17 protein-coding genes are annotated in these 14812 nt (G+C 67.5%); 4 read left to right on the forward strand and 13 right to left on the reverse strand.

Annotated features, from left to right (window positions below; genetic code table 11):
• Position 1 precedes the first annotated feature (1 nt).
• On the forward strand, positions 2 to 1036 hold the full coding sequence (locus SH591_RS07645) for a succinylglutamate desuccinylase/aspartoacylase family protein (protein ID WP_324751212.1): 1035 nt from the start codon (positions 2 to 4) through the stop codon (positions 1034 to 1036).
• Positions 1037 to 1067: 31 nt separating this feature from the next.
• Here the strand turns inward: SH591_RS07645 and SH591_RS07650 are convergent, their stop codons facing one another.
• Positions 1068 to 1853 (reverse strand): class II aldolase/adducin family protein, encoded by a 786-nt coding sequence (locus SH591_RS07650; RefSeq protein ID WP_324751347.1) that lies wholly within the window; start codon positions 1851 to 1853, stop codon positions 1068 to 1070.
• A gap of 55 nt (positions 1854 to 1908) precedes the next feature.
• Positions 1909 to 2559 (reverse strand): maleylacetoacetate isomerase, encoded by a 651-nt coding sequence (maiA, locus tag SH591_RS07655; protein WP_324751213.1) that lies wholly within the window; start codon positions 2557 to 2559, stop codon positions 1909 to 1911.
• Between the two features lie 101 nt (positions 2560 to 2660).
• Between maiA and SH591_RS07660 the strand changes: the two genes are divergently transcribed.
• The gene (locus tag SH591_RS07660; protein ID WP_324751214.1) at positions 2661 to 3248 is read left to right on the forward strand and encodes a urate hydroxylase PuuD; all 588 of its coding nucleotides are present in this window, start codon (positions 2661 to 2663) and stop codon (positions 3246 to 3248) included.
• A gap of 69 nt (positions 3249 to 3317) precedes the next feature.
• Here the strand turns inward: SH591_RS07660 and SH591_RS07665 are convergent, their stop codons facing one another.
• From SH591_RS07665 to SH591_RS07705, 9 genes are all read right to left on the reverse strand, one after another.
• Positions 3318 to 3572 carry a hypothetical protein gene (locus tag SH591_RS07665; protein ID WP_322830948.1) on the reverse strand — a complete coding sequence of 85 codons (255 nt, stop codon included), beginning with the start codon at positions 3570 to 3572 and terminating at the stop codon, positions 3318 to 3320.
• Between the two features lie 171 nt (positions 3573 to 3743).
• Positions 3744 to 5441, reverse strand: a complete 1698-nt coding sequence (locus tag SH591_RS07670) for a cation acetate symporter (RefSeq protein WP_324751215.1) — start codon at positions 5439 to 5441, stop codon at positions 3744 to 3746.
• Entirely contained in the window at positions 5438 to 5743 is a 306-nt protein-coding gene (locus SH591_RS07675; RefSeq protein WP_322830950.1) for a DUF485 domain-containing protein, read from the reverse strand. Before SH591_RS07675 ends, SH591_RS07670 begins: the two co-directional genes overlap by 4 nt.
• Positions 5744 to 5800: 57 nt before the next feature.
• A complete protein-coding gene (locus tag SH591_RS07680) occupies positions 5801 to 6871 on the reverse strand; it encodes a copper resistance protein B (protein WP_324751216.1) in 1071 nt (356 codons plus the stop codon).
• Positions 6868 to 8622 carry a copper resistance system multicopper oxidase gene (locus SH591_RS07685; protein ID WP_324751217.1) on the reverse strand — a complete coding sequence of 585 codons (1755 nt, stop codon included), beginning with the start codon at positions 8620 to 8622 and terminating at the stop codon, positions 6868 to 6870. The genes SH591_RS07680 and SH591_RS07685 overlap by 4 nt, the downstream gene beginning before the upstream one ends.
• Before the next feature lie 77 nt (positions 8623 to 8699).
• On the reverse strand, positions 8700 to 8951 hold the full coding sequence (locus tag SH591_RS07690; RefSeq protein WP_324751218.1) for a hypothetical protein: 252 nt from the start codon (positions 8949 to 8951) through the stop codon (positions 8700 to 8702).
• 30 nt (positions 8952 to 8981) lie between these two features.
• Complete coding sequence (locus tag SH591_RS07695; protein ID WP_324751219.1) at positions 8982 to 9314, reverse strand: hypothetical protein; 333 nt, start codon at positions 9312 to 9314, stop codon at positions 8982 to 8984.
• Positions 9315 to 9363: 49 nt separating this feature from the next.
• A complete protein-coding gene (gene cueR, locus SH591_RS07700; RefSeq protein ID WP_324751220.1) occupies positions 9364 to 9768 on the reverse strand; it encodes a Cu(I)-responsive transcriptional regulator in 405 nt (134 codons plus the stop codon).
• Positions 9765 to 12221, reverse strand: coding sequence for a heavy metal translocating P-type ATPase (locus tag SH591_RS07705; protein WP_324751221.1), 2457 nt, complete (start codon positions 12219 to 12221; stop codon positions 9765 to 9767). The genes cueR and SH591_RS07705 overlap by 4 nt, the downstream gene beginning before the upstream one ends.
• Before the next feature lie 160 nt (positions 12222 to 12381).
• Here SH591_RS07705 and SH591_RS07710 point away from each other — a divergent pair, with 160 nt between their 5' ends.
• Positions 12382 to 12768 (forward strand): hypothetical protein, encoded by a 387-nt coding sequence (locus SH591_RS07710; RefSeq protein ID WP_324751222.1) that lies wholly within the window; start codon positions 12382 to 12384, stop codon positions 12766 to 12768.
• Positions 12765 to 12974: a helix-turn-helix transcriptional regulator gene (locus SH591_RS07715; protein ID WP_324751223.1), complete on the forward strand. Its 210-nt coding sequence runs from the start codon at positions 12765 to 12767 to the stop codon at positions 12972 to 12974. Before SH591_RS07710 ends, SH591_RS07715 begins: the two co-directional genes overlap by 4 nt.
• A 4-nt stretch (positions 12975 to 12978) precedes the next feature.
• Here SH591_RS07715 and SH591_RS07720 read toward each other — a convergent pair whose 3' ends face one another.
• A complete protein-coding gene (locus tag SH591_RS07720; protein WP_324751224.1) occupies positions 12979 to 13125 on the reverse strand; it encodes a YtxH domain-containing protein in 147 nt (48 codons plus the stop codon).
• Between the two features lie 72 nt (positions 13126 to 13197).
• The gene (locus tag SH591_RS07725) at positions 13198 to 14805 is read right to left on the reverse strand and encodes a GNAT family N-acetyltransferase (RefSeq protein ID WP_324751225.1); all 1608 of its coding nucleotides are present in this window, start codon (positions 14803 to 14805) and stop codon (positions 13198 to 13200) included.
• Positions 14806 to 14812: the final 7 nt, after the last annotated feature.

Here is a 14812-nt window from a genome sequence, read left to right on the forward strand (position 1 = left end):
GATGGCGCGGGGGGCGTTCACGATCGGCGAGGAGCAGGTCGCGGCGGGCGAGCAGAGGCTGGTCAGCCTGAAGCTGAGCGCGCTCTCCAACCGCACGCCGATGAACCTGCCGGTTTCGGTGATCCACGGCACCCGCGAGGGCCCGACCCTGTTCGTCAGCGCCGCCGTCCATGGCGACGAGCTTACCGGGGTGGCGATCTGCCGGCGCCTGCTGGCGTCGAAGGCGCTGGCGGTGACCCGCGGCACCCTCCTGATCGTGCCGATCGTCAACGCCTTCGGCTTCATCGGCCACAGCCGCTATCTGCCCGACCGGCGCGATCTCAACCGCAGCTTCCCCGGCAGCCCGCGCGGCTCGCTCGCCGCCCAGCTCGCCCACCTTTTCCTCAACGAGGTGGTGGCGCGGTGCGACTATGGCATCGACCTCCACAGCGCGGCGATCCACCGCGCCAACCTGCCGCAGATCAGGGTCGACAGCCACGACGCGGCCTCGCTCGCCTTCGCTGAAGCCTTCGCCGCGCCGATCATCGTTCACAGCGCATTGCGCGAGGGCTCGCTGCGCCAGGCGGCGCGGGCGCGCGGCGTGCCGGTGATCGTCTATGAAGCCGGCGAAGGGCTGCGCGTGGACGCGCTCTCGGTCAGCGTCGGCCTGCAGGGCGTGCTGCGCGCCATGGCCTTTCTCGGCATGATCCCGAAGCGGAAGGGTCGGCAGAGACCGGCGGTGCTCTCGACCAGCAGCCGCTGGGTCCGCGCCGAGGAAAGCGGCCTCTTCCGCCCGTTCAAGACGACTGGCGCGCATGTCCGCGAGGGTGAGCGCATCGGCGTGGTCGCCGATCCCTATGGCGGCAAGGAAAGCGACCTGTTCGCAAGCCTCACCGGCATCCTCATCGGCCGCGCCAACAACCCCGCGGTCAACCAGGGCGACGCCCTGTTCCACATCGCGATGGTCGAGAATGCCTCGCGGCTCGGCGCGCATTACGAGCGGCTCGAGAAAGAGCTCGATACCGAGCGGCTGCTCGACGAAGACGAGATCCTTTAGGAGGCTACGCCCGGCTTGCGCTGGAGAGCGATCAGGTCGCGAAGTCGGGATCGAGGCGGTAGGCCTTGCGCAGCAGAGCCGGCCAGGCGAGCGCGCCGGCGGCAAGCTTCAGGCCCATCTTGCCCTGCTGGGCGGTAACCTCGGGCGATCCCTGCGGCGGATTATTGATATTCCCCTCGCCGGCCGAGAGCGCCATGATCTGCGCCTGACAGGCGCGTTCGAGGAAATAGAGTTTCAGGAAGGCCTCGCCGACGGTGTCGCCGACTGCGAGCGTGCCGTGGTTGCGCAGCAGCATCGCGCCCTTGTCGCCCAGGTCCGCGACCAGCCGCTCGCGCTCGTCGAGATCGACCGCCACGCCCTCATAATCGTGGAAGGCGACGTCGTCGCGGATCAGCATCGCGGTCTGGGTGAGCGGTAGCAGCCCCTCGGCATGGGCCGACACGGCCTGGCCCTGCGGCGTGTGGAGATGCATCACCGCCTGCGCGTCCTCGCGCGCCATGTGGATCGCCGAATGGATCGTGAAGCCGGCCGGATTGGTGATGAAGGGCGACGGCTCGACCGGCAGCCCGTTCATCTCGACCTTGACCAGGCTGGACGCGGTCACCTCCTCGAACATCAAATTGTACGGGTTGAGCAGGAAATGGTGCTCGGGGCCCGGGATGCGCGCCGATAGGTGGGTGAAGATGAGGTCGTCCCAGCCATAATGAGCGACCAGACGGTAGGCGGCAGCGAGATCGACGCGGATCTTCCACTCCTCGGCGCCGACCTTGCCCTCAAGGCTCGGAATCTCGACCGAGCTGAGCGGCGTCGCCGTCATTCTGGTCATCGCGTCGACGCGGCCCATGCGTTCTCTCCTGTCCTTTTGCCTCGTTCTAGGCCGACGGCGCGGCCGTTGCCACCCGGTCCGGATGGGCGGCGGCGAAGGCTTCGAGCCGGCTCGCCGCGGCATCGGCGGCGACGAGGGTCGGATAATCGTCCAAAGGCACATCGAAACGGCGGGCATTGTAGAGCTGCGGCACCAGGCAGATGTCGGCCAGGCTGGGCTGATCGCCGAACAGGAAGCGGCCGGCGCGCGGCGCGGCCAGCCGCTCGAGCGGGGCGAGCCCTTCGCGCAACCAATGGCGATACCATTCGTCGCGCTCGGCCTGGTCGTGGCCGAGGGGGTTCTTCAAATAGTGGAGGATGCGCAGGTTGTTGACCGGGTGGATGTCGGCGGCGACCGCGAGCGCCAGCGCGAGCACGTGCGCACGGTCGGCCGAAGCGTGGGGGGTCAGCCGGGGCTCGGGCACCGCCGCGTCGAGATAGTCGATGATCGCAAGGCTCTGCGTCAGGCGCAGGCCGTCCATCTCCAGCATCGGCACGAAGCCCTGCGGGTTGCGCCCGACATAGGCCGGATCCTTTTGCGCGCCTTCGAGCAGGTTGACCGGCACGGTCTCGTAATCGACGCCCTTGAGGTTGAGCGCGATACGCACCCGGTAACTGGCCGAGGAGCGCCAATAATCGAACAGAACGGGCTTGGTCATGGGCCTGGAATAGCGCTTCCCATTGGGCCGCGCCATCGGGGCTTATCAGTCCGGCCCAAGCGGGCTAGTGTTACGCCACCAAAACGAAATGGGGGATGGAAATGGGCAAGTTACTCGGCAATCTGAACATGGCGCTGGCGCTCGGCATCATCCTGCTGCTCGCTATGATGTTCGGCTTCCACGCCGACGCGATGGGCGAGGCCGGTTACGCCAATTTCTGGCTGCGCTTCTTCCACGTCATCTCGGGCGTGCTGTGGATCGGGCTGCTTTATTATTTCAACTTCGTCCAGATCCCGACCATGCCCAAGGTCCCGGCCGAACTGAAGGGCGGCGTCAGCAAATATATCGCGCCCGAGGCCCTGTTCTGGTTCCGCTGGTCGGCGCTGGCGACGGTGGTGACCGGCCTGCTGGTCGCCGAGACCACGACCGGCGGCTACATCCCGCGCGCGCTCGGCTTCGCCGAAGGGTTCCGCGTGATCGGCCTCGGCATGTGGCTCGCGCTGATCATGGCCGCCAATGTGTGGTTTGTGATCTGGCCGAACCAGCAGAAGGCGCTGGGCCTGAAGCCGGCCGACGACGAGACCAAGGCCAAGGCCGCGCGCACGGCGATGCTCGCCTCGCGCACCAATTTCGTCCTGTCGATCCCGATGCTCTACGCGATGGTGACGCAGACCTACCTAGCGCGCTGAGCCCACAAAGAAAAAGGGGCGCCCGGCCACGGCCGGTGCGCCCTTTTTTGCGACTTAAGAGGAGCGAGGTCAGGCCGCGTCGGCCCAGTTCGACTTCCTGGCGCGCAGACGGATGCCGGCGCCGCGCATCGTCGCCTCGGCGAGCGGCAGCGCGGTTTCACAGAAGCTACATTCGGCGAGCACGCGGCCGACATACCACTGCGTCCGCCCGCAGCCCGGGCAATGGTTGATCTCATGCTCGCGATAGACGGCGTGATACCCGCGCACCGCGGGGTCATGCGCGAAATGCTCGTCGGGCGTGTGGATGATACCGGTGCTCAGCATGTCGAACCCTTCCTGCCCTCCCTTATATCACTGCAGGGAGCGCACGACGAACTGTTAGATTCTGTCGATGAACCGAATGTGACTGGACGTCACTCCGGAGCAACAGTTTGGGTTAGTCGGATCGCCGCTAAGAAGTGGTTATCAATGCGTTGAGGATAGCCCCACGGGGATTCAGTGGCCGCTCGATTGATAGGCGCCGATGCCGGTTTCCGAGCGGACCTGCTGCTCGTCGAACCCGGCCCGGTCGATCGCGGCGCGCGGGCTGCGGTCGAGCAGCGACACGATCCAGATCGTCGCGAAGGCGAGCGGGACCGAGAAGACGGCAGGCGAGGAATAAGGGAAGATCGCCTCGGCATGACCGAGCACGGTGACCCACACGGCCGGAGACAGGATCGTCAGGACCAAGGCCACGGTGACGCCGAGGAAGCCGCCGACGACGGCCCCGCGGGTCGTCGTTCCCTTCCAGAGAAGCGACAGGAGCAGGACGGGGAAGTTGCCCGACGCCGCCAGCGCGAAGGCGAGCGAGACCATGAAGGCGACATTCTGTTTTTCGAAGGCGATGCCGAGGAGGATCGCGACCAGGCCGAGGACGACCGTCGTGATCCGCGACACGAGCAGTTCCTTGTCCGAACTCACGCCCTTGCGGAACACGGTCGCATAGAGATCGTGCGAGACGGCCGACGCACCGGACAAAGTGAGCCCTGCAACCACCGCCACGATCGTCGCGAAGGCAACCGCGGAGATGAAGCCCAGGAAGACGTCGCCGCCGACCGCGTCGGCGAGGTGGATCGCGGCCATGTTGGCGCCGCCGCGCAGGCCGCCGCCGGCGTCGAGGAACTCGGGGTTGGTGGCGACCATCACGATCGCGCCGAAGCCGATGATGAATGTGAGGAGATAGAAATAGCCGATCCATGTGGTCGCCCACAGCACCGACTTGCGCGCTTCCTTGGCATTGGGAACGGTGAAGAAGCGCATCAATATGTGGGGCAGGCCGGCCGTGCCGAAGATCAGGGCCATGCCGAGCGAGATGGCCGAGATCGGATCCTTGATGAAGCCGCCCGGCCCCATGATCGCGCGCCCGGCCGCGGCGGCGTCTGCGGGCGCGGCGCCCTCGGCCGCGGCGAGGCCCGTCTTCACTTCCACAGCCCGGGCGAACAGGGCCTCCATCGAGAAGTCGAACTGGGCGAGGACCATCACCGACATGAAGGTGGCGCCGCTCAGCAGCATCACCGCCTTGATGATCTGGACCCATGTGGTCGCGGTCATCCCGCCGAACACCACGTAGAGGATCATCAGGGCGCCGACGATCATGACCGCATATTCGTAGGGCAAGCCGAACAGCAATTTGATGAGCTGACCGGCGCCGACCATCTGCGCGATCAGGTAGAACGCGACGACGATCAGCGTCGAAACCGCGGAGAAGGTGCGGATCGGCGGCTGCGCCATCCGGAACGAGGCGACGTCGGCGAAGGTGAAGCGGCCGAGGTTGCGCAGCTTCTCCGCCATCAGGAACAGGATGATCGGCCAGCCGACGAGGAAGCCGGTCGAGTAGATCAGCCCGTCATAGCCGTCGAAGAAGATCTGCGCCGAGATGCCGAGGAAGGACGCCGCCGACATATAGTCCCCGGCAATGGCGAGCCCGTTCTGGAAGCCGGTGATGCCGCCGCCCGCGGTGTAGAAGGAAGCAGCGGTGCGGGTGCGCTTGGCCGCCCAGCGCGTGATCCACAGGGTCAGGATCACGAAGGCGGCGAACATGGCGATCGCCGTCCAGTTCATCGGCTGGCGCTCGGCCTCGCCGGTGAGAGCTTCGGCCCAAGCAGCCGAGGGGAGCGAAGCGAGGCCGAGGGCGGCGAAACCGCGCGCCCTCATTCGCCTTCCTCCGCCAGCAGCGCTTCGAGCAGCGCGTCGAATTCCCGGTTGGCGCGGCGGACGTAGATGGCGGTGAGGAGCACGCCGAGGACGATGATGCCGAAGCCGAGCGGGATGCCGACCGAGGTGACGCCGTCGCCGATCGGACGGGCGAGCAATTCCTTGTCGAACGCGATCAGCAGGACATAGCCGAAATAGGCGAGCAGCATGATAGCGGTCAGCGTCCAGGCGAAGCGGCTGCGGCGCCGCACCAGTGCCTGGTATTTGGGATTGGCCTGCACGCGGGCGATACGATCGGTCATGCGTCCCCCTTCAGTCCGCCCATGACTGAAGGGGGACGGACTCCGCGTCAACGGGGATCAGAACCAGGTGCGAAGGCCGACCAGCAGAGACCAGCCGCCGGCTTCCTCGCCCGCGGCGCGGCGGAAGCGGGCGGTGTCGCCAAACGCGCGCTCGTATTTCACGCCGACATAAGGCGCGAATTCCGGCACGAATTCGTAGCGCAGGCGCAAGCCGAGCTCGGCGGAGCTGAGGCCCGAGCCGACGTCGATCTCCGGCACGTCCTGCGCGGCGAGATCGAACTCGATGTTCGGCTGCAGGATCAGTTTCTGCGTGAGACGCTGGTCATATTCCGCCTCGAAGCGCGCCGAGAGATCGCCCTTGTCCGAGAGGAACAATGCGCCCTCCACCTCGAACCAGTAAGGGGCGAGGCCCTGGAGGCCGAGGACGGCGTAGGTCCGCTCCGGATCGGGCCGGAAATCGTGCCGAACGCCGGCCTGGAGGTTGAACCAGGGGTCGAGCGCGCGGCTGTAGAGCGCCTGCACCTCGACATGCTCCGGACTCTCGCCGAAGCTCCCCTCGCCTTCGCTCTTGAGCCAGATCTTGTGGATGTCGCCGCCATACCAGCCCTGGGCGTCCCACGCGTAGCCGTCGCGGCCGTCGCGGATCAGCGTTTCGAGCTGGTCGACCAGGATTTTCGAGGTGACGATCGCGCCATGCTCCTTGCGCAGCACCTCGCGCGCGTCCGCCATCGGGGCGGCGCCGAACACCGCGTCGGCGGCGTGGCGCGGACCGCTCCGGGCAGCGGCGGACGGCGCCGCCACCGGCGGATCGGGGATGCCCGGCGCGTGGCCGGGCATGGCGTGGCCGGCATGGGGGTCCGCCGGCATGGAGTGACCGGCATGCGGATCGGCAGCCGGCGGGTCCGGCATCTGGTGCGCCGCATGCGGATCGGCAGCCGGCGCCTCAGGCATCTGGTGCCCTGCATGCGGATCGGCAGGAGGAGCCTCGGGCATGTGATGCCCTGCATGCGGGTCGGCCGCGGGCTTCTGGGCAGGCGGCTGGGGCGCCGGCATGGCATGGCCTTCATGCTGGGCCCAGGCCGGCGCGGCGGCGGCGGCGAGGAGACTCGCGATCATCAGGCGCTTCATGCCGCCTCTCCTTCCAGCGGACGCACGGTCACGACGCGGAACATGCCGGCGTGCATGTGGAGCAGCAGGTGGCAGTGGAACGCCCAGTCGCCGGGCGCATCGGCGGTGAGATCGAAGCTGACCTTGCCGCCGGGCAGCACCATCACCGTATGCTTCACCGGATGGCTGCCGGTGTGGCCGTTCACGACCTCGAAGAAATGGCCGTGGAGGTGGATCGGGTGGGTCATCATGCTGTCGTTGATCAGCACGACCCGGGCCCGTTCGTTGCGTTCGAAGCGGATCGGCTCGACCCCGTCGCTATATTTCTCGCCGTCGAACGACCACATGAACCGCTCCATATTGCCGGTCAGGTGGACCTCGACCGTGCGCGTCGGCGGCCGCGTGTCGGGATTGGGCGTGAGCGCCATCAGGTCGCGATAGGTGAGCACCTTGTGGCCGACATTTTCGAGGCCGAGACCGGGTTCGCCGGTGCGGTCGATCGGCGCCATCGCGATCGAATCGACACCGACGCCCACCTTGACGCTCGGCGGGACTTTCGACTTGTCGCGCATGTTCATGGCGCCATGATCCATCGGTGCAGCCGCGCCGTGGCCCATCGCGCCATGGTCCATCGAGCCATGATCCATGCCGCCCATGCCCATGTCCTTCATGGTGAGCGTGGGGCGCTCGCGCAGCGGCGGCACCGGCGCGCTCATGCCGAGCCGCGGCGCCAGCGTCGCGCGGCCCATGCCGGAGCGATCGATCGACTCGGCGACGAAGGTGAAGGCCTTGTCCTCGGCCGGCTGGACGATCACGTCATAGGTCTCGGCATTGCCGATCTGGAACTCGTCGACCGTGACCGGACGGACATTCTGGCCGTCGGCGCTGACCACCGTCATGGCCAGGCCGGGGATGCGGACGTTGAAGATCGTCATCGCCGCGGCGTTGACGATCCGCAGCCGGACGCGTTCGCCGGGCCGGAACAGGCCGGTCCAATTCTCGAGCGGGCCGTGGCCGTTGACGAGATAGGTGTAGGTGGAGGCGGTGACATCCGCGATGTCGGTCGGCTCCATCCGCATCCTGCCCCACATCGCCCGCTCGGAGGCGGTCATGTGTTCCTCGGAACCGCCGCGCAGCTGGCCGAGCAGGGTCTGCTTCTGGCGGTTGAAATAGCCGCCTTCTTGCTTGAGCCGGGTGATGAGCAAATGCGGGTGGAGGAAGCTCCAGTCGCTGAGCACGATGACGTGCTCGCGATCGTAAGCGACCGGATCGGCCCCGGCGGGATCGATGACGAGCGGGCCGTAATGGCCCTGCTGCTCCTGGTGGCCGGAATGGCTGTGATACCAGTAAGTGCCGCTCTGCCGGACCGGGAATTCGTAGGTGAAGGTGGTGCGCGGCTTGATGCCCGGGAAGCTGACGCCGGGCACGCCGTCCATCTGGAAGGGCAGGAGAAGCCCATGCCAGTGGATCGACGTATCCTCGTCCAGCGTGTTTTCCACGTGCAGGCGGACATTCTGGCCCTCGCGCAGCCGGATCAGAGGCGCAGGCAGGACGCCGTTCAGCGTGACGGCATGGCCGGTACGGCCGCCGACCGTGAACGGGCTGTGGCCGACGCGTAGGCGGATATCCTCGCCCGACAGGACGGGCATGGCGGGGACGAGGCCCGGCGTTCCGCTCTGCGCCCAGGCGGGCAGCAGGCCGGCGACGCCGAAGCCAGCTGCGCCGAGCGCGCCGGCGCGGAGCAGCGTGCGCCGCTCGATCAATGGGTTCATCGTCAGATCCTCAGGCGCGTCGGACGCGCGGGACAGTGCGGGAGGCGACGCAGGCCGCCTCCCGATCAACTACGAGCTCAATGCTTGCCGTGGCCCGCGTGAGCATCGGCTTCGCCGGCCTTCTTCTCGCAGCAGTCCATCTTCTTGCCGTCGGCCTTCATCTTCTGGCAGCAGGCCTTGTCCTTGCAGCAATCCTGCTTGTGGCCTTCATGGCCCTTCTGATGCTGGCCATGGTGGCCTGCATGGGCGTCGGCGGGGGCGGCCGGAGCCGTCTGGGCGAAAGCGGGCAGGGCGAAGGTCAGCGCGAGCGCGGTCAGAATCGTCTTCATGTCGAAATCTCCAGAGAAAGAATGGGTCGTTCAGATCTCTGGCAGGATTCGTGGAGGAGGCGTCTCGCTTTCCGGGTGGATGCCGGCGAGCGTGCCAGCCCGGGCCGCCAGCGCGGCGGTGGGCTGCAGCGTTTCCGCGGCGGCGATATAAGGGGCGGCGGCGGGAAGCGCAGTGCAGGCGATCGCGCAGGCGATGTCCATGCCGGGCATGCTTTTGTCCGATTGCGGCGCCTCGCCCATGTCGGCGCAATGATCGCCCGCCATCTCCATGCTCGGCGCGGCCGCGTGCGCCGTACCGGCCATCACGACCGGCGACACGAGCAGGGCCAAGGCGACCCAGAAAGCGGAGATGAGACGGAGCATGCGGCGTCTATAATAGTATTGCTCGCTAGTCCGCGCAACGGAGCCCGCCTCAGCCATCGGCCGGTTCGGCACTGGCGAGGTCGTCGAGGATCGGGCAATCGGGCCGCGCGTCGCCGTGGCAGTGACGGGCGAGCTCCTCGAGCGAGCGGCGCATGGCGCGGATCTCCCTCTCCTTGCGCTTCAGCTCCTCGGCCCGCGCATTGGCCAGCGCCTTGACGTCGGCGCTCGCGCGGCTGCGGTCCTGCCACAAGGCCAGCAGCTGGCCGATCTCCTCGATCGGAAAGCCGAGATCGCGCGCGCGCCGGATGAAGCGCAGAGTGTGGACGTCGCGATCGTCATAGTCGCGATAGCCCGACTCGCGCCGCTTCGCCTTCGGGATCAGGCCGATCGCCTCGTAATGGCGGATCATGCGCTGGCTGACGCCGGACTGCCCGGAAGCCTGGCCGATATTCATGCCACCTTCTCCTGCGACTGCGGGCGCCAGCGGCGCAGCGTGAGCGCGTTGGCGACCACGCTGACGCTCGACAGCGCCATCGCCGCGCCCGCGACGACCGGGCTCAGATAACCAAGCGCGGCGAGCGGCAGGCCGACGACATTGTAGACGAACGCCCAGAACAGGCCTTGCCGGATCTTGGCATAAGTCCGGTCCGAAATCGCCATGGCGTCGGCGACGAGGCGGGGGTCGCCGCGCATCAGGGTGATGTCGGCGCTGTGCATGGCGACGTCGGTGCCGGTCGACATGGCGATGCCGACATCGGCGGCGGCCAGCGCCGGCGCGTCGTTGACGCCGTCGCCGACCATCGCGACGGTGCGGCCCTCCGCCTTCAGCGCCGCGATCCGGGCGACCTTGTCCTCGGGCAGCAGCTCGGCGAAGACCTGGTCGATGCCGAGCCGTGCCGCGACGGCAGCAGCGGCGCCGGCATTGTCGCCGCTCAGCATCGCGGTGCGGATGCCGCGGCGGTGGAGCGTTGCGATCGCGGCGGCGGCGGCCGGCTTGGGCTCGTCGCCGAATGCGAGCAAGCCGATCAGCCGCTTGCCCGGGGCGAGCTCGGCCAGCCACGACACGGTGCGCCCTTCCCCGGCCATCCGCTCCGCGGCCTCGGCCAGATCGGCCCGGGCAATCCCTTCCTCGTCGATCAGCCGGGTGCTGCCGAGGATGAGGCGCCTTTCCCCGACGGTGGCGGAAAGGCCGCGCCCCGGCAACGCCTGGAGGTCGACGGGCGCGGCCGCCGCGATGCCGCGATCGGCCGCGCGCGCCAGCACGGCACGCGCCAACGGATGCTCGCTGCCGGTTTGGAGCGACGCGGCGAGCGACAGCAATCGCTCTTCGTCGAAGCCTGCAGCCGGTACCGCCGCGACCAGCACCGGCCTGCCTTCGGTCAGCGTGCCGGTCTTGTCGAACACCACGGTGTCGACGCGGTGCGCGGTCTCCAGCGCCTCGACGTCCTTGATCAGTACCCCGGCCCGGGCGGCGACACCCGTGCCGGCCATGATCGCGGTCGGCGTGGCGAGGCCGAGCGCGCAAGGGCAGGCGATGACGAGTACCGCGACGGCATTCAGCAATGCGGCCTCGAGGCCGGCGCCGGCGACCAGCCAGCCCGCGAGCGTGACGAGAGCGATGCCGATCACGACCGGCACGAACACGCCGCTCACCTTGTCGACCAGCCGCTGGATCGGGGCCTTGGCGCCCTGCGCGCTTTCGACGAGCCGGACGATGCGGGCGAGCGCCGTCCCCGCGCCGATCGCGGTGGTGCGGACGAGGACGAGCCCTTCGCCGTTGATCGCGCCCCCAGTGACCTTGTCGCCGGCCGCCTTGGCGACCGGCAGGCTCTCGCCTGTCAGCATCGATTCGTCGGCGCTGGTCGCGCCTTCCACGATCACGCCGTCGACGGGGATGCGCTCGCCCGGGCGGATTCGGACGAGATCGCCGACCTTCACGCTCTCGAGCGGGACTTCCGATTCCGATCCGTCTGCGGCCAGCAGCCGCGCCCGGTCCGGACGCAGCGCCGCCAAAGCGCGGATCGCGGCCCCGGTCTGGCGCTTGGCACGGCCCTCGAGCCACTTGCCGAGCAGCACCAGGGTGATCACGACCGCCGACGCTTCGAAATAATAATGGCCGTCCATGCCGCCGCCGCCCGGATGGGCGAGCAGTTGATAGAGGCTGAGGCCGAACGCGGCGGAGGTGCCGAGCGCGACCAGCAGGTCCATATTGCCGGTCCGCGCGCGCAGGGCGCTCCAGGCGCCGCGATAGAAGCGGGCGCCGAGCCAGAATTGCACCGGCGTCGCCAGCAGCAACTGCACCCAGCCGGGCACCTCCATCGCGATGCCGAAGGGCGCGAGAAGCATCGGCAACACCAGCGGCAGGGACAAGACGGCCGCGATCAGGACGTGGCTTTTCTCCCGCGCGGCGGCCGCCTCGCGACGGGTTTCCTGGGCGTCGTCTTTCGGATCGGTCGCGTCCGCCGCCGGCGCGGCCGCATAGCCGGCCTTCTCAACGGCGGCGATCAGGGGCTCGACTGCGGCGGAGATGCTCTCGACATGCGCCCTTTCGGTGGCGAGGTTCACGTCCGCCTTGGTCACGCCCGGGACGGCGCGCAGCGCCTTTTCGACGCGGCCGGCGCAGGAGGCGCAGGTCATCCCCGAAAGGGCGAGCGTGAATGCGTGCCCGACCGGGCGGTAGCCGGCCTTGGCAATCGCTTCCGTGACGGCCGCGGCGTCGCCGCCGCCCGGGCCGAAGCGGACCTCCGCGCGCTCGGTGGCGAGATTGACGGCAACCTCGGCGACTCCCGGCACCTCGCCGATCGCGCGCTCGACCCGGCCGACGCAGGACGCGCAGCTCATTCCCTCGATAGCGACCGCAAGCGTGTCATCATTGGCCGATCCGCCGATCGTCTGCACCGCATCCATTCGTCCGTCTCCTTACGCGAGTCGGCACCTATATGGTGCTTGACACAATGTCAGGGTCAAGGCGGAGAAAGGAGTGTAAAGGACGCTTGACGTAAAGCAGGCTTTCCAGTAAAGCTCCCTTTACACAGCAAGGGGAGTTCCTGTGACACAACGGACTGCAATGAGGCGCTACAACCGGGCGGCGATCGTCCTCTGCCTCGCTTATGTCGTGCTGCTGTTCGCGGCCGAGATCGCGATCGGGAAATCGGGCCTGTCCGGACCGGCAGCCTACGGCGTCGCGATCCTGCCCGCGCTGCCGATCATCGGAATGTTCGGCGCGATCGGTCGCTATCTGATCGAGGAGAGCGACGAATATGTTCGCCTGCTCACCGTGCGGCAGACATTGGTTGCGTCGGGCCTGGCGCTGAGCGTGGCGACCGGATGGGGCTTCCTGGAAAGCTTCGACCTTGCGCCGCATTTCGACGCTTACTGGATCGCGGTGATCTGGTTCGCGGGGCTCGGTGTGGGGTCCTGCGTCAACAAGTTGCTGTGCAGGCGCGGGCTGTGAAGAACCGTCTGAAGGATCTGCGCGCGGAGCACGGATGGAGCCAGCAGGATCTGGGCGAGCGGCTCGCAATCTCGCGGCAGAGCGTCAACGCGATCGAGAATGGCCGCTACGACCCCTCGCTCCCGCTCGCTTTCCGCATTGCCGACCTGTTCGGGCTCGCGATCGAAGACGTGTTCGCGCGCCCGTCCGGCGAGGCAGATGCCTAAGGCTTCAGCCCCGCCGCTTCGCCGAGAAATAGCCGTAGCCGGCGCCGACGACGGCCCCGACCAGCGGCCCCACGAACGGGACGGGAATGGCGATCACAGCGCCGACGGCAGCCGCAATGGCAGTGCGCTTCGCAACAGGGTCCTCAAACATGGCCTCTACCTCCTGATGATGGTGTATTATAGATATAATACAGAGAATGCCATCGAAAAGGGATGCGGGGTCCTACCCGCCTCCCGGAGCCTTGGTGCCCATCGGACGGCTCTCCGGCGCAGCGGTTTCGCTCCGCGTGCCGCGCTTCCAGTCGATCCGGTAGAGGTCGAAACGGCGATCCGAGAGATTGCGCACCGTCCCTTCCGCGCGCGCCCAGGTGAGGTCGGCGAGATTCACGTCGGCGATGGTCAGCGTCTCGATATTCTCGCTCGCTTCGGCAGCGACCCCGTCCCGCGCGAACGGGAAGTCGCACGGCGTGAGGATGCAGGACTGCGCATATTGCACGTCCATATTGTCGACGCCCGGGAGATTGCCGACATTGCCCGAAAGCACGACGAAGCACTGATTCTCGATCGCACGCGCCTGGGCGCAATAGCGCACCCGCATATAGCCCTGGCGGTTGTCGGTGCAGAACGGCACGAAGATGATCCGCGCGCCCTCGTCGACCAAGCGGCGCGCCAGCTCAGGAAACTCGCTGTCGTAACAGATCAGCACGCCGATCGGGCCGACGTCGGTCTGGATCACGTCGACCGAGCTGCCGCCCTTGATCTTCCACCAATAGGCCTCGTTCGGCGTCGGGTGGATCTTCTCCTGGGCGTGGACCGAGCCGTCGCGCAGGCAGACATAGGCGACGTTCTGGACGCTGCCGTCGTCGGTGCGCGTCGGATGCGACCCGCCGACGATGTTGATGTTGTAGCGCAGCGCCATACGCGAAAGCTCGGCGACGATCGGCGCGCGGTGCTCGGTCATCCGATCGATCGCCGCCATTGGCGACAGCGTCTCGGTCTCGAAGGACAGCAACGACATCGTGAACAATTCGGGGAACACGACGAAGTCCGCACGATAGTCCGCGGCGACGTCGACGAAATATTCCACATTCTGCACGAATTCGTCGAAATTCTTCACGGCGCGCGCTTGCAGCTGGACCGTGGCCAGCCGCACGCTCTCGACGCCGCGCGGAACGCGGAAGGCCGGCGGTTCGCTCGGGTCCACATAGGGGTTGCGCCACACCATGTGCGCGGCGAACCCGCCCGACGCGCGATCGAGCGGCAGATAGTCCTTCAGGACGCCGATCGGGGAGAAGCCGTTGGCGAGCTGGAAACCGATCACGGGATCGCGAAGCTTTCCCTCGCCGACCTGAGCGAGATAGTCCTCCGGATCGCCGACCTTCGACCTGGCACGGGCAAAGCCGGGCATGCGGCCGCCGAATACGATGCCGCGCAGTTCCAGCCGTTCGGCGAGCGCGCGGCGCGCCTCGTACAGGCGCTTGCCGATCCGCAGGCCCCGCCGGCGCTCGTCGACCGCCATTTCGATGCCGTAGAGCCAGTCGCCGGTGGCGTCGTGGCGGCTCCCGAAGCCGTTGCCGGTGATCGTCGCCCAGTCGTGCGACCCGAGCGCGACCGCCTCGTCGATGCGAGACGACGCGCAATAGCCGACGATCGTGCCTTCCAGGACGGCGACGAACTGCCCCTCGGGGAAATTGTTGATCTGCCCGAGAATCTGTCCCGTGCTGTAATTCTCGATGCCGGGATAGGCGCGGCTGATCAGCGCCAGGATGCCCGGCGCATCCGTAGGAAGGGCATTGCGCACCTCCAGCCTGGCGGGGCTCTTGCGGGACATCACGCGC

Source organism: Sphingomonas sp. LY54 (genome assembly GCF_035594035.1).
Taxonomy (GTDB): Bacteria; Pseudomonadota; Alphaproteobacteria; order Sphingomonadales; family Sphingomonadaceae; genus Allosphingosinicella.